Genomic DNA, 13,904 nt, shown 5'->3' on the forward strand with positions numbered 1-13,904 from the left:
TGCCTCTTTGCGCAGCACAGCGTCTCAGTCGATATAACGGAACATGCGCCACGACCTTCTGTCCCGCCTCAAGAACGAAACCGCCGCGTGTCACGCGCGGCTCGAAAACGCGCTCGATCTGATGCGGGACGGCTTGCAGCGCGACGCGTACATCGCGCTCCTCGAACGCTTTCTCGGATATGTCGCGCCGTGGGAGGACGCCGTCGGCGCGTGCATGCCCGCGTCGCTGCGCGCGTTCTTCGATGAGCGCCGCAAGGCGCCGCTGCTCGTCGCGGATCTTGCCGCGCTCGGCGCCGGCCGCGCGATCGCGCATGCCGACCCGTTGCGCGATCTGCCGCGCGTCACCGATGTCGCAAGCGCCTTCGGTTCGTTGTACGTGATGGAAGGCTCGACGCTCGGCGGGCGCTTCATCGCGCCGCACGTCGCGCGGCAACTGGATCTCGCGCCGGGCGTCGGCAACGCTTACTTCGACGGCTACGGCCCGCGCACGGGCAGCATGTGGAACGCATTCCGCGAAACCGCTGTCGCTGTCGTGCCGCAAGCGAGTTACGACGACGCGGTGCGCGCCGCCATCGAGACCTTCGAGAGCCTGCAGACGTGGCTTTGCGCGGAGTCGTCCGACGAATGCGCACAAGCGGCGGCGGGAGCGGTGGCATGAGCGATACGCCTCGCGAGCCGCTTGCCGCGAGCGGCGGCCCCGGCCACAGCATCGGTCCGCCGGATGCCGAAGCGCGCCGCCTCACGCTCGATTCCGGCGTCGCGGCGAAGGACTGCGACGCCGAGCCGATCCACGTTCCCGGCAGTATCCAGCCGCACGGCTATCTGCTGGTGCTCGCCGATGACCGCATCGTGCAGGCGAGCGAGAACATCGCGGAATTCGCGGGCGGGAACGCCGGCGCGCTGCTCGGCAAGCCGCTCGGCGCGCTGTTCGGCGATCAGGGCGCGCGGCGCATCGCGCAAGCCGCGGCGACGATCGAACTCGAAGACGCGCCGCTGTATCTGGGCGCCATGCAGATCGCGCCGATCGCCGCCACGGCGCCCGGCGCGCGCGGCCCCGCACGGCTCGACGTGACGATCCACCGGCACGACGGCGCGCTGATCGTCGAGATGGAAGCAGCGCTGGAATCGGGCGAAGACGCGTTTTCGTCGATGTATCCGCTCGTCCGAACGTTTGCGCGCGGCTTGCAGAACGCGGCCACCGTCGACGAACTCGCCGAGCTTGCCGTGCGCGAAGTGCGCGCGATCTGCGGCTTCGGCCGCGTGATGCTGTATTCGTTCGACGCCGAAGGCCGCAGCCACGTCCTCGCCGAAGACCGCGACGCGCGCTACGCGTCGTTCCTGCATCAGTTCTTTCCGGCCTCCGACATTCCGCGCCAGGCGCGCGCGCTTTATTTGCGCAACCGCATCCGTCTCGTCTCCGATGTGAACTACGTGCCGGCGCGCCTCGTGCCGGCGACGAATCCCGCGACGGGCCGCCCGACCGATCTTACCTACGCCACGCTGCGCAGCTTTTCGCCGGTGCATCTGGAGTACATGCGCAACATGGGCACGCATGCGTCGATGTCGGTGTCCATCGTCGTGCGCGGGCAGTTGTGGGGCCTCATTTCCTGTCACGATCACGATCCGCGCCGCGTGCCGTTCAGCAAGCGCGTGGCGATCGAGCATCTCGGACACATGCTGTCGCTGCAGATCGAGGCGAAGGAAGAGCGCGCCGAGGCCGAATACCTCGCCGAGCTTCGCCGCACGATGGCGCGTCTCATCGCGGCGATGGGCGAGCACGAGAGCTTCGTCGCGGGCTTGCGCGACGCGCCGCGCGACGTGCTGGGCTTCGCACGTTCGGCGGGCGCGGCCATCGTCATGAACGACCAGGTCACGCTGATGGGCGCGACGCCCGACGAAGAGACCGTGCGCGCGCTCACGCACTGGCTCGCGGAAAACACCTCGGGCGTGTGGGCCACCGATTCGCTCGCGCGCCAGTGGCCGCCCGCGAAGGCGCACGAGGACAAGGCGTGCGGCGTGCTGGCCGTGCCGGTGTCGCAGATTTTTCGCAATTACCTGCTATGGTTCCGCCCCGAACTCATGCAGACGATTCAATGGGCGGGCGAGCCGGTGAAGGTTCAGGGCGCGGACGGCGCGAGCGCGCCGCGCACGAGCTTCAGTCCGTGGCTCGAAACCGTGCGCGGGCGTTCGGCGTCGTGGCGGCAGGGCGAACTCGAAATCGCGAGCGAGTTGCGCGGCGCGCTGCTCAACATCGTGCTGCGACGCGCGGAAGAGCGCGCCGAACTCGCGACCGAACTCTCGCGCGCGAACAAGGAACTCGAAGCGTTTTCGTATTCGGTGTCGCACGACCTGCGCGCGCCGCTGCGTCATATCGCCGGATACGGGGATTTGCTGCGCGAGCAGGAAGGCGAGCGCATGTCCGAGAAAAGCCGGCGTTTCCTGAACAACATGCTCGACTCGGCGCGCTTCGCGGGCACGCTCGTCGACGACCTGCTCACGTTTTCGCACATGGGGCGCGCGGCGTTGCGTCCGGCTCCGGTCGATCTCGGGCAACTGGTGCGCGCCGTCGTGCGCGAGTTCGAGGCGGACGCCGCCGACAGGCGCATCGAGTGGATCGTGCGCGACCTGCCGCGCGTGACCGGCGACGCCGCGTTCCTGCAACTCGCGCTGCGCAACCTCATTTCCAACGCGGTGAAATATACGAGAACGCGGGAATCGGCGAAAATTGAGATATTCGCGGCGGAGAGCGGCGACGAGCACGTCATCGGCGTGCGGGACAACGGCGTGGGCTTCGACATGAAATATGCGGCGAAGCTCTTCGGCGTGTTCCAGCGGCTGCATCGCGCGGAGGAATTCGAAGGGACGGGCATCGGGCTTGCGAACGTGCGGCGCATCATCGAGCGGCACGACGGGCGAACGTGGGCGGAAGGGCGGCTCGGAGAAGGCGCCGTATTCTATTTCTCCCTGCCTCTCGAGTTCCGCAGCGTGACAGGCCGCGATGCCGCCCGCGCGCCCTCGCCCGCGCCGGGTGCGCCGGGTGCACCTGCAGCGTCAGCCACAAAATCAAGACCAGACCATGCTTAAACCGATACTGCTCGTCGAAGACAATCCGAATGACCTCGAGCTCACGCTCGTCGCGCTCGACAAGAGCCAGCTCGCCAATGAAGTGATCGTCGCGCGCGACGGCCAGGAGGCCATCGACTATCTGACCTCCGAAGGCGAATGGAAGGACCGCGCGCCGGGCAATCCGGCCGTCATCCTGCTCGATCTGAAGCTCCCGAAAATCGACGGGCTGGAAGTGCTCGACATGATCCGCTCCAGCGCGGGCTTGAAGAGCGTGCCGGTCGTCATGCTCACGTCGTCGCGCGAGGAGCAGGACCTCGTGCGCAGCTACGAGCTGGGCGTGAACGCCTACGTGGTGAAGCCGGTGGAGTTCGCGGAGTTCGTCGAGGCGATCAGCGATCTCGGCGTGTTCTGGGCCGTGCTGAACGAACCGCCGCCCGGTTCCACGCGCTTTCGCCGTCCGTCGGCGGGGCAGTGACGGCCGTGTCCATGTCAGCGCACACGACTCTCCTCACGCGAGCGCGCCCGCTTCTTCGCGAGGCCGCCTAAGACCATGCAGCCCCTGCATCTGCTTCTCGTCGAAGACAACGCACTCGATGCGGAGCTGACGATCGCCCAGCTCGAACGCGCCGACTACGTGGTCGAGGCGTCCATCGTCTACGACGCCGCGACGTTCATCGCCGAGATCGAGGCGAAGCGCTTCGACGTGATCCTCGCCGATTTCGTCATGCCGACGTTCTCCGGCATCGAGGCGCTCTCGATTGCAAGCGAACGCGCGCCGGACACGCCGTTCATCTTCGTGTCGGGGTTGCTCGGCGAGGAACACGCCGTCGACATGCTCAAGCGCGGCGCGACCGACTACGTGCTCAAGCAGCGCCTGCAACGGCTGCCGGCGGTCGTGCGGCGCGCGATGCGCGAGAGCGCCGAGCGCACGCAGCGCATCGCCGTCGAACGGGCGCTGCGCGAAACGGAGACGCATTTTCGGCTGCTCGTCGAGGCGCTCAAGGACTACGCCGTCATCACGCTGGATCCGGAAGGGCGCATCCGCACCTGGAACGTCGCGTCCGAGCGCATTTTCGGCTTTCCGGCGCAGGACGTCCTCGGGCAGAGCGCGAGCATTTTCTATAGCGAGGACGATCGCGAAGCCGGCGTGTTCGACGTAGAACTGGAGACCGCGCGCCGCGAAGGCAGCGCAAGCGACGACCGCTGGCTCTGGCGCAAGGACGGTCACTCGTTTTTCGCATCGGCCGTGACGACCGCGATCCGCGCCGAACAGAACGAGCTGATCGGCTTCTCGAAGATCGTGCGCGACGCCACCGACGCGCACATGGCCGCCGACGCGCTGCGGCTCGCGAAGGATCAGGCGGAATCCGCGAACCGCGCGAAGGACCACTTCCTCGCGGTGCTGTCGCACGAGCTGCGTACGCCGCTCACGCCGATCCTCGCGGCCGTGCGCCTGCTCGAAATCAAGCATCCGCTGCCCGCCGAGGCGCATCCGACGCTCGATCTGATTCGCCGCAACGTCGAACTGGAGGCGCGGCTCATCGACGATCTGCTCGATCTCACGAGCATCGCGCGCGGCAAGCTGAGCCTGAACTTCGCGAGCGTCGGCCTCAATACGCTGCTCACGAGCGCGCTCGACATGTCCGAGGCCGATCTGCGCGCGAAGCAGCTCACGCTCGAGACGCGCTTCGACGCCGAGCGTTTCGTCGTGCTCGGCGATGCCGCGCGGCTTCAGCAGATCGTCTGGAATCTGATGAAGAACGCGGTCAAGTTCACGCCGGCGGGCGGGCGAATCGAAGTGCGAACGTGGAATCCGGACGACGCGACCATCGCCGTCTCGGTGACGGACAGCGGCATCGGCATCAGCGCGGAAGCGTTGCCGCGCATCTTTTCGGCGTTCGAGCAGGCCGACGATTCGATCACGCGCTCCTTCGGCGGCCTGGGCCTCGGGCTTGCGATCGCCAGCACGCTCGCGCAGAAGCACGGCGGCACGTTGTCGGCGTACAGCGACGGCCGCGACGCGGGCGCGCGCTTCACGCTGACGCTGCCGCTCGCGCGGATGCAGCCGGCGCACGAAGCCGCGCCCTTGCCCGAAGCCGCGCGCCTCGACCGCGGCCGCACGCTGCGCGTGCTGCTGGTGGAGGACAACGAGCAGACATCGTCGGCGATGGCCGAAGTGCTCGAGATGCTCGGCCACGGCGTCACCGTCGCGACGACGGTGGCCGACGCGCTCGAGCGCGCGAGGAGCGGCCCGTTCGATCTGCTCGTGAGCGACATCGGCCTGCCGGACGGCAGCGGGCTCGACATCGCGCGCGCGTGGCGCGCGCTTCAGCCGGAGAAGCCTTCCGTCGCGATCACCGGCTACGGCATGGACGAGGACATCCGCCGCTGCCGCGAGGCCGGATTTCGCGATCATCTGACGAAGCCCGTCAACTTTGCGCGGCTCGAAGCACTGATTCAGTCGCTCGCGGAGCAGCTTTCGGAGTGACGCGCGGCCCGGCGGCGGCGCCGGGTCCGAGCTTTTTGCAAAAATTCGCGCTCCTGCGCGAGAACGGTGTCGATTGGCGGCATGCTTGCACGTCGTAAGATCGGGAGCGGGCGCGGCTCGCTCTCTCACGACGTTCAACCAAGGAGCCACCATGTCCCAGTCAGCCGTCAAACCCATTCCCGAAGGCATGCACTCGCTCACTCCGCATCTCGTGTGCGCGGGCGCGGCCGAGGCCATCGAGTTCTATAAGCGTGCGTTCGGCGCGGTCGAACTCGGGCGCATGCCGGGGCGGGACGGCAAGCTCATGCACGCGATGGTCCGAATCGGGGATTCCGCGCTGATGCTCGTCGACGAGCACCCGAACTTCGGCATGCTCGGCGCCGCCGCGTTCAAAGGCTCGCCCGTCACCATCCACCTCTATGTCGAAGATGCCGACGCCACCGTGAAGCAGGCCGAAGCCGCCGGCGCGCGTGTGACCATGCCCGTCGCCGACATGTTCTGGGGCGACCGCTACGGGCGTCTGGAAGATCCGTTCGGGCACCAGTGGTCGGTCGCGACCCATACGCGCGATGTCAGCCCCGAAGACATGAAGCGGGCAATGGCCGAGAATCCGTGTCAGTGACGCCCGGTCGATCCCGGAATTCAGGAGAAACGCTCATGCAGAAGATCTCGCCCTGTCTGTGGTTCGACGGCGATGCACAGGAAGCCGTCGATTGCTATCTCGGCATTTTCAAAAGCGCACGCATCACCGAAACGATGCTGCATACCGAAGCCAGCCCCGGCGCGGAAGGCAGCGTGCTCGCCATTCTCTTCGAGCTGGAAGGCGGCGAATTCATGGCGTTGAACGGCGGCTCGCAGTACCGCTTCACGCCGGCCATATCGATGGTCGTCAAGTGCGAGACGCAGGACGAAATCGACCATTACTGGACGAAGCTCATCGACGGCGGCGAGGCGCTGGCCTGCGGCTGGCTCACGGACCGCTTCGGCGTGACGTGGCAGATTACGCCGGCGAAGCTGCCTTTCATGCTGATGGACGCCGACAAGGCGCGCGCGAATCGCACCATGAAAGCGATGATGGACATGGTGAAGCTCGACATCGCGGAACTGGAGCGCGCCTACAACGGCGGCTGAGGCGTGGCACGTCGCTCGACGTGCCACGAGCGAGCGCTCAGGCCGCTCGCTTTTTCGCTTTTCTCTCGATGAGCTTCGCCGCCATGAACCGGTGATCCGGCGAGAAAAGCCGCCGGTAAGTCAGCACCACCGCCCCGACGACGCCGAGCCCCGACGCCGCCGCGATCAGAAACATGATGACGATCTGATACCGCACCGCCTGCAAGGGCGATTGCCCCGCCAGCACCTGACCGGTCATCATCCCCGGCAGGCTCACGAGGCCGACCACGGCCATCTGATTGAGCGTCGGAATCATGCCCGCGCGCACCGCCTGACGCGCGGGCCCTTGCGCCGCTTCCCAGCGCGTCGCGCCGAGCGCGAGCGACATCTCCACCGCCGCGCGCCCCGCGGTCAGTTCTTCGGTCATCCGTTCTATGCCGAGCGACACGCCTGTCAGCGTGTTGCCGAGAATCATGCCGAGAATCGGAATTGCGTATTGCGGCTCGTACCACGGATGAATGCGGATCACCGCGAAGAGTCCGAATGCGCCGATGAGCCATGAACTGCCCCAGATCGACGCGATGCTGTCCGCGCGCTGGCCCGCATACGTGCGCCGCCCGCGACCGGACGCGGCCATTCCCGCGATCACCGTCATCAGGGCCATCAGCGGCAGCACGACATACCAGCGGCTGAACGCGAATACCCAGCCGAGCACGTAGCCGATGAAGAGCAACTGCGCGATGGTGCGGACCGCCGCGATCAGGAGCCGGCGCTCGAGGCCGAGACCGAGCGCCACCGACAGCGCGCCATTCACGACGATCAGCGCGGCCGCGAGCGCGATATCGAAGAGACTCAGATTCTGATAGCCGTTCATGGCTGGATTCCCGGTCCGGAGAGTTCGCCCGCCGTCATCGCGAGATGGCGCGCGGCCACGCGGCGCGCCTGCTCGGGATCGTGCGACACCCAGATGCATGCGCGCATCGCATGGGCGTCGAACCAGGCGGCGACGAGCGCTTCGATGGCGCGCGCCGATGCCGGATCGAGCGATGCGGTCGGCTCGTCGAGCAGCAGCACGTCGGGCGCGAGTTGCAGCACGCGCAGCAGCGCCGCGATCTGCGCCTCGCCGCCCGACAGCTCGCTAGCGAACTTGTCGAGAAAGCCGGGCGCGCGGCCCGCCGCGTTCAGCAGACGCGTCGCCACGTCGCGGTCGAAGTGGACATCGTGATACGTCTTGAGCGTGTACGGATAGCGCAGATTGTCTTCGACGGTGCCGTCGAGCATCGCGGGGCGCTGCGCGATATACGCGACACGCCGCCTGTACGCCGGAATCTGCGCGCGCGCGATGCGCTCGCCGCGCCACGCGACGACGCCCTCGTCGCACGGATCGAGCAGCGCGAGCGTGCGCAGAAAGACGCTCTTGCCGGACCCCGACGGCCCGGTGATCGACGCGCGTTCGCCCGCATTCAGCGTGAAGTTCGTCGGATGAAGCAGCAGCGTGCCGCGCACGGCGTCGCGGCGCGCGACGCCCGTGGCCGTTACGAGCGGCACGGGCGAATAGTCGTGAGGCATCGTTCGATTGGGGATTTTTGTGTGCCGACATCTTACGCGCGGCCCGCGAATCGTGACTTGCGTCGCTTGCGGACCTACGAGCGGGCACACCTTGTGCTATTGCAGATTGGATCAGAAAAAACGGATGGAGCCGTCAATGGCGCAAGCCCGAACTGCCGGAAAAATCGGAAAGATCGCTGCATGGTTTTTTGCCATTCTCGCGATCCTGATAGCCGTGCTCGTAGTCGTCTTCCTGACGTTTGACTGGAACCGTCTGCGTCCGTGGGTGGACGACAAGGTCTCGCAGGCGATCGGCCGCCAGTTCCAGATCACGGGCGACCTCAAGGTCGGCTGGCGCCGGCCGCCCAACGAAACGGGCTGGAAACGCTGGGTGCCGTGGCCGCGATTTTCGGCGCAAAAAATCGTCATCGCGAATCCGGACTGGGCGCGCCAGCAGCATTTCGCGACGCTCGACGAAATCGACTTCCAGGTGGCGCTCCTGCCGCTTCTCGCGCACGACATCGTCATTCCGACCATCAATCTGGTGAATCCCTCGATCGACATCGAGCGGCTCAAGGACAAGCGCAACAACTGGACGTTCAAGTTCAAGCAGTCGACCGAGCCGTCGACGTGGAATCTCAAGCTCGGCGATATCTCGCTCGCGAAGGGCACGATCGACGTTCGCGACGAAGTGACGAAGGCCGACATGAACGTGGTCGTCGATACGCTCGGCCAGGCCGTGCCGATCGGCGAAGTGATGAAGCAGCAGGAAGCGGCGTCCGCGAAGTCGTCGGCGGAAATGGTCGGCAAGGGAGGCGCGGCCAAGCTCAGCAAGCAGGCGGATGCGGCGGCGGCATCGGAAGCGTCGGCGGCATCGGCGGCGTCCGCGGCGGCGGCTGCGAACGCATCGGCGCCGAATCCGGCGAGCACGTCCGCGAGCAAGAGCATCACGACGAAGAACGCGCCCCCGACGCCCATCCCGCCGTATGCGTTCGGATGGACGGCGAAGGGCACGTACAACGGCGGCAAAGTCTCGGGCGAGGGCAAGCTCGGCGGCGTCCTCGCCGTGCAGGACGCGAAGCGCCCGTTCCCCGTGCAGGCGGACGTGCGTCTCGGCGACACGCACATCGCGTTCGTCGGCACGGTGACGGACCCGGCGCACCTCGCGGCAGTCGACCTGCGGCTGTGGGTGCAGGCCGTCAGCATGGCGCATCTCTATCCGTTCACCGGCGTGACGCTCCCCGAGACGCCGCCGTTCGCGACGGAAGGGCGGCTCACCGGCCAGTTCCGGGAAGAAGGCAACGTCTTCCACTACGAGAACTTCACGGGGCGCGTGGGCGGCAGTGACATCAACGGGTCGCTGGTCTATGCGGCGAGAAAGCCGCGACCGCTTTTGCAGGGCGAACTGGTGTCGCACTTGTTGCAGTTCTCGGATCTCGCCCCGATCATCGGCGCGGATTCGAACGCGAGCAAGGCGAAGCGCGGCGAAGCGGCGAAGCAGCCGTCCGCGAAGGCGCTGCCGACCGAGGAGTTCAAGACGGATCGCTGGAAAGCCATCGACGCCGACGTGAAGTTCACCGGCCAGCGCATCATCAAGGACCCGAAGCTGCCGATCACCGACCTCTACACGCATGTCGTGATGAAGGACGGCGTGCTTTCGTTCGAGCCGCTCAAGTTCGGCGTCGCGGGCGGGACGTTTGCATCCAATATTCATCTCGACGGCAGCGGCGCGCCGCTGAAGGGCAAGGTATCGGCGGAGGCGCGGCATCTGAAGCTCAAGCAGCTTTTCCCGACCAACAAGACGATGCAGTCGGCGCTCGGCGAGGTCAACGGCGATGCCGCGCTCTCCGCGACCGGCAATTCGCCCGCGGCGCTCGCGGCGAGTTCGAACGGCGAAGTGAAGGCGCTCGTGACGCAGGGCACCGTGAGCCGGCTCTACATGGAGGCGGCGGGCCTGAACGTCGCGAACGTGGTCTATGAGAAGCTCTTCGGCAATCGCGACGTGAAAATCAACTGCGCGGCGGCCGATTTCGTCGTGACGAACGGCGTGCTGGATTCGCGCGTCTTCGCACTCGATACCGACGACGCCGTCATCAACGTGGATGGCAACATCAATCTCAAGACCGAGGACATGGATCTCGGCATCCATCCGCATACGAAGGGTTTCCGCATCTTTTCGCTGCGCTCGCCGCTCTATGTGAAGGGCACGTTCAAGAACCCGAAGGTCGGCGTGAACGTGGGCGCGCTCGCCGTGCGCGGCGGTGCGGCGGTCGGGCTCGGCCTCATCAACCCGTTCGCGGCGCTGATTCCGCTGATCGCGCCGAGCAACAACAAGCCGCTGCCGTGCGGACAGATGCTCGCCGACATTCAGAAGCCGCCGACCGCGCCGCCCGCGGGCCAGAAGCAGAAGGCGAAGGCGGCCCCGGCGTATATGTCGTCCGATGCTGTCGGCGTGGGCGCGGCGGACAAGGCGCCGAAGAAGCCGGCAGCGCCGGCGCCGGCAAGCGCGGCGCAGTATCGGGGGAGTTGAAAGCGGGGCGAGAGGCGTTCGTCGTTTGCCAGTTCTCGTTAGAGGAGCGATGAGGGCGATCGGCGGGTCGGCATCGCGCGTCGAAGATGTGCGCGGGAAGCGGCGATGCGTCTCTGGAGCGCCTGAGAGTTCGAAACGGGCGCGGCTCTGGTCAGTCTTTGCGATTCGCTAGAGGGAAATGACGGCGGCCGCCGGCTCAGCCTCGCACGTCGAAGATGCGTGCAAGAAGCAGCGACACGTCCTTTGGGCGTCAGCGGGCCGAGACATGCGCGGCTCCGTCCGTATGCGGCGTTTGTTCGAGAGGAAGGGCGCGATCGATGGTTCGGCATTGCACGTCGAAGATGCGTGCGGGAAGCGGCGATACGCCTTTTGGGGCGCCTGAGAGTCCAAAAAGGCGTGACTCTGACGAGTCTTTGGGGTTGGTTAGAGGAAAAACGGCGACCGATGGCTAAGCATCGCACGTCAATGACGTGTGCAAGAAGCGGCGACGCGTCCCGGTCGCCCGCGAGTCGAAACACCCGCAACTACGCGCAACTGCGCAACGCCTCAGACCGAAATCCCCGACCCCCCGTTGCTCCCCAGCAACTGCTCGACGGCATCGGCGTCGGCATAGTCCTGCTCCGGCAGGCCATCGAACACGGTGATGACATCGTTGCTCACGCCCGCCTCGCGCGCCGCATCGACGAGCGCGTCCTTGTTCGCCGGAAACTTCGCCGCGCGCAGCACCTGCGCGATTTCGTCGTCGATCGGTTCCTCGTTCAATGCGTGATTTTCTGCGGGCTTGTCGGTCATCTTGGCGTCCGGTTAGTGTTCTTGTGGCGCGAGGGGCCTTACGTCTGCACTTCTACCTGCTGGCTCGCCATGCCGTGACTCGGCGTGCGCGGCTTGGGCAGCGGCACATGACGCCAGCGCGCATGATCCAGGCTCTGCGCGGAGACATCGGGCGCGGGCGGTGCGACCGGACCGGCGTTGATCCGCAGCGCGGCGCGCGTCGCGGACACGGCCGCCGAATCGGTCGAACTCGTATGCAGCGGCGCGGCATAGCACGACACCGACACGAGGGCCATCGACAACAACGTTGAGGTCTTCATCGGGCAACCCCTCCTCACGTAAGCAGCAATTGCATCAAGCAAAGGCTATGCCGATGGCCGCGCCGCGCGCCCGTCGTGCGCGCCGCAGCATGCGCGCGAGCCGCGCCGGGCGTGCCGGGCGGGCGTTGCGCCCGCATACTTCGAGCGATGCGTGAACTGTTTTCAGGTGCCGCGCGCTCCGCGTTTTCCCTCGCTTGCGCGCCGAGAAATTGCACGCTTGCGTACTTTCAGCGCGATGTCGGATTGAGGCGAAAGTACGCGTCGAGCAGCGAGGTCTTGTACACCACGCCGAGCAGCAGCGGCTCGGACTTGCGCTCGATCACCGGCAGCCGCTCGCCCTGAAACGCGAGGAAGTGCTGCAGCGCCTGCCCGAGCGACATGTCGGGCGTGAGCACGTCGAACTGCGGCTGAAGATAATCGGCGGCGGTCTTCGCCGCGGTGTCGTGCGCGTCGAGCAGATCGGAGGTGATGTCCTTCAGCGCCACGACGCCGCGAAACTGCCCGGCATCGTCGACGACATAGAGATACTTCACCGGATACTCGAGGAACACGCGCGTCATCTCCTTGACGTTCGCGGTGAGCGGCACGACGGTATCGGCGGGCTTGACGAGTTCGCGCATCTGCGTGGCGGCAAGACGCAGACGCTCCTTCTCCTCGCGCGTGCGGCGCAGCGTGACTTCGTACATGGACGTCTGTTCCGATGCCCGCGCGATGAAGTACGCGACGACGCACGAGAGCATCAGCGGCAGCACGACCTGATACGAGAGCGTCATCTCGAAGATCATGAGAATGGCCATCAGCGGCGCATGCGTGGCGGCGGCGAGGAACGCGCCCATGCCGACCATCGCGTAGGCGAACGGCGCAGACGTGGCATGCGGCCAGACGGCATGCACGCCGAGCCCGAAAAGGCAGCCGAGCACCGCGCCCACGAAGAGCGTCGGCGTGAAAATGCCGCCGACCGCGCCCGAGCCGGCGGTCGCCGCCGTCGCGAGAATCTTGAACACGAGCACCGTCAAGAGCGCGGTCCACGTCCACGGCTGATGCAGCAGCGAGTTCACCACTTCGTAGCCGTTGCCCCACACTTCAGGCCACCAGACGGAGATCGCGCCGACGATCAGCCCGCCGAGCGCGAGCCGCAACGGCATGGGCAGCGGCAGCAGCGCGAAACGTTTCTTCGACGCGGCGAGCAAGCGCAGAAAATGCGGCGCGAGCGCGCCGCACAGCAGGCCCAGCACGACGAAAAGCAGCACTTCGACACCCGCGATCGTCGGAAAGACGGGCATCTCGTAAGGCGGCCGATAGCCGGCGAACTCGCGCATCGTAATGTTCGCGACGACCGACGACACGACGATCGGCCCGAAGTTTTCCATCGCCATCGAGCCGAGCACGATCTCGGTGACGAAGAACGCGCCCGCAATCGGCGCGTTGTACGCGGAGGTGATGCCCGCCGCCGCGCCGCACGCGACGAGCAGGCGCAGGCGCGGCGGATCGAAGTGAACCCAGCGCCCGACGAGCGACGATGCGAGCGCGGCAAGCTGCACCATCGATCCTTCCCGGCCGATGGAGCCGCCGCTCGTGATCGTGAAAAGCGACGACAGGCTGCGCCACACGCTCTGGCGCAGCGGCACGACGCCGTCGCCGATGGTGACCGCTTCCATGTAATCGGCGTTGGCCTGCTTCTTTGCATGCCGCCGCGCCGCGATCAGACAGAAGCCCGCGATCAGGCCGCCGATGGCCGGCAGCGCGACGCGCATCGGCCACGGCAACATCCTCGCGAGCGCGACGAGTCCTTCCGAACGATTGCCGAGGAGCCGCTGCGAGAGCGCGATGCCTTCGCGAAACACGGTGGTCGCAAACGCGCCCGCGACGCCGACGACGACCGCCCAGACGAGCATCGTGTGCGAGTCCGACAGGCGAAAGAGCTGTTGCGCGCGCGTGCGCAGCTTGAGCAGGAATGAAAGCACTTTGCCGAAAACGTGGAAAGCTTAGAACGGGATGGAATAAGAGCCGCAAGAATAGCATCGGGCGTGCGTCGGGCGTGCGTCGGGCGTGCGTCGTGCCGGGTGCGCTG

12 protein-coding genes are annotated in these 13,904 nt (G+C 66.5%); 7 read left to right on the top strand and 5 right to left on the bottom strand.

The window, feature by feature from the left end; all coding sequences use genetic code 11:
* Positions 1-43 precede the first annotated feature (43 nt).
* The 6 genes from LDZ27_RS06815 to LDZ27_RS06840 all read left to right on the top strand — a co-directional run bounded on the left by LDZ27_RS06815 (position 44) and on the right by LDZ27_RS06840 (position 6,685).
* Positions 44-658 (top strand): biliverdin-producing heme oxygenase, encoded by a 615-nt coding sequence (locus tag LDZ27_RS06815; RefSeq protein ID WP_244815919.1) that lies wholly within the window; start codon positions 44-46, stop codon positions 656-658.
* Positions 655-3,084 (top strand): ATP-binding protein, encoded by a 2,430-nt coding sequence (locus LDZ27_RS06820; protein WP_244815920.1) that lies wholly within the window; start codon positions 655-657, stop codon positions 3,082-3,084. Before LDZ27_RS06815 ends, LDZ27_RS06820 begins: the two co-directional genes overlap by 4 nt.
* Positions 3,077-3,541, top strand: coding sequence for a response regulator (locus tag LDZ27_RS06825; protein ID WP_244815921.1), 465 nt, complete (start codon positions 3,077-3,079; stop codon positions 3,539-3,541). Before LDZ27_RS06820 ends, LDZ27_RS06825 begins: the two co-directional genes overlap by 8 nt.
* Before the next feature lie 75 nt (positions 3,542-3,616).
* Positions 3,617-5,554 carry a response regulator gene (locus LDZ27_RS06830; protein ID WP_244815922.1) on the top strand — a complete coding sequence of 646 codons (1,938 nt, stop codon included), beginning with the start codon at positions 3,617-3,619 and terminating at the stop codon, positions 5,552-5,554.
* Positions 5,555-5,705: 151 nt separating this feature from the next.
* The gene (locus tag LDZ27_RS06835; RefSeq protein ID WP_244815923.1) at positions 5,706-6,176 is read left to right on the top strand and encodes a VOC family protein; all 471 of its coding nucleotides are present in this window, start codon (positions 5,706-5,708) and stop codon (positions 6,174-6,176) included.
* A 35-nt stretch (positions 6,177-6,211) separates the two neighbouring features.
* On the top strand, positions 6,212-6,685 hold the full coding sequence (locus tag LDZ27_RS06840; protein ID WP_244815924.1) for a VOC family protein: 474 nt from the start codon (positions 6,212-6,214) through the stop codon (positions 6,683-6,685).
* Between the two features lie 37 nt (positions 6,686-6,722).
* Here the strand turns inward: LDZ27_RS06840 and fetB are convergent, their stop codons facing one another.
* Complete coding sequence (gene fetB, locus LDZ27_RS06845) at positions 6,723-7,538, bottom strand: iron export ABC transporter permease subunit FetB (RefSeq protein WP_244815925.1); 816 nt, start codon at positions 7,536-7,538, stop codon at positions 6,723-6,725.
* Positions 7,535-8,233 carry an ATP-binding cassette domain-containing protein gene (locus LDZ27_RS06850; RefSeq protein WP_244815926.1) on the bottom strand — a complete coding sequence of 233 codons (699 nt, stop codon included), beginning with the start codon at positions 8,231-8,233 and terminating at the stop codon, positions 7,535-7,537. The genes fetB and LDZ27_RS06850 overlap by 4 nt, the downstream gene beginning before the upstream one ends.
* A 136-nt stretch (positions 8,234-8,369) precedes the next feature.
* Between LDZ27_RS06850 and LDZ27_RS06855 the strand changes: the two genes are divergently transcribed.
* Positions 8,370-10,742 (top strand): AsmA family protein, encoded by a 2,373-nt coding sequence (locus tag LDZ27_RS06855; RefSeq protein WP_244815927.1) that lies wholly within the window; start codon positions 8,370-8,372, stop codon positions 10,740-10,742.
* Between the two features lie 546 nt (positions 10,743-11,288).
* On the opposite strand, the gene LDZ27_RS06860 is transcribed toward LDZ27_RS06855, so the two are convergent.
* From LDZ27_RS06860 to LDZ27_RS06870, 3 genes are all read right to left on the bottom strand, one after another.
* Positions 11,289-11,534: a DUF2795 domain-containing protein gene (locus LDZ27_RS06860; protein ID WP_244815928.1), complete on the bottom strand. Its 246-nt coding sequence runs from the start codon at positions 11,532-11,534 to the stop codon at positions 11,289-11,291.
* Between the two features lie 38 nt (positions 11,535-11,572).
* Positions 11,573-11,833, bottom strand: coding sequence for a hypothetical protein (locus tag LDZ27_RS06865; protein ID WP_244815929.1), 261 nt, complete (start codon positions 11,831-11,833; stop codon positions 11,573-11,575).
* 227 nt (positions 11,834-12,060) lie between these two features.
* A complete protein-coding gene (locus tag LDZ27_RS06870; RefSeq protein WP_244815930.1) occupies positions 12,061-13,797 on the bottom strand; it encodes a ClcB-like voltage-gated chloride channel protein in 1,737 nt (578 codons plus the stop codon).
* Positions 13,798-13,904 lie beyond the last annotated feature (107 nt).

This window comes from Caballeronia sp. Lep1P3, from assembly GCF_022879595.1.
Lineage (GTDB): Bacteria > Pseudomonadota > Gammaproteobacteria > Burkholderiales > Burkholderiaceae > Caballeronia.

Excerpts from the sequence above, each read along its gene's own strand:
- fetB (WP_244815925.1), bottom strand. The coding sequence starts at position 7,538 with ATGAACGGCTATCAGAATCTGAGTCTCTTCGATATCGCGCTCGCGGCC.
- LDZ27_RS06865 (WP_244815929.1), bottom strand. The coding sequence starts at position 11,833 with ATGAAGACCTCAACGTTGTTGTCGATGGCCCTCGTGTCGGTGTCGTGC.
- LDZ27_RS06815 (WP_244815919.1), top strand. The coding sequence starts at position 44 with ATGCGCCACGACCTTCTGTCCCGCCTCAAGAACGAAACCGCCGCGTGT.
- LDZ27_RS06855 (WP_244815927.1), top strand. The coding sequence starts at position 8,370 with ATGGCGCAAGCCCGAACTGCCGGAAAAATCGGAAAGATCGCTGCATGG.
- LDZ27_RS06835 (WP_244815923.1), top strand. The coding sequence starts at position 5,706 with ATGTCCCAGTCAGCCGTCAAACCCATTCCCGAAGGCATGCACTCGCTC.
- LDZ27_RS06830 (WP_244815922.1), top strand. The coding sequence starts at position 3,617 with ATGCAGCCCCTGCATCTGCTTCTCGTCGAAGACAACGCACTCGATGCG.
- LDZ27_RS06850 (WP_244815926.1), bottom strand. The coding sequence starts at position 8,233 with ATGCCTCACGACTATTCGCCCGTGCCGCTCGTAACGGCCACGGGCGTC.
- LDZ27_RS06825 (WP_244815921.1), top strand. The coding sequence starts at position 3,077 with ATGCTTAAACCGATACTGCTCGTCGAAGACAATCCGAATGACCTCGAG.
- LDZ27_RS06860 (WP_244815928.1), bottom strand. The coding sequence starts at position 11,534 with ATGACCGACAAGCCCGCAGAAAATCACGCATTGAACGAGGAACCGATC.
- LDZ27_RS06820 (WP_244815920.1), top strand. The coding sequence starts at position 655 with ATGAGCGATACGCCTCGCGAGCCGCTTGCCGCGAGCGGCGGCCCCGGC.
- LDZ27_RS06840 (WP_244815924.1), top strand. The coding sequence starts at position 6,212 with ATGCAGAAGATCTCGCCCTGTCTGTGGTTCGACGGCGATGCACAGGAA.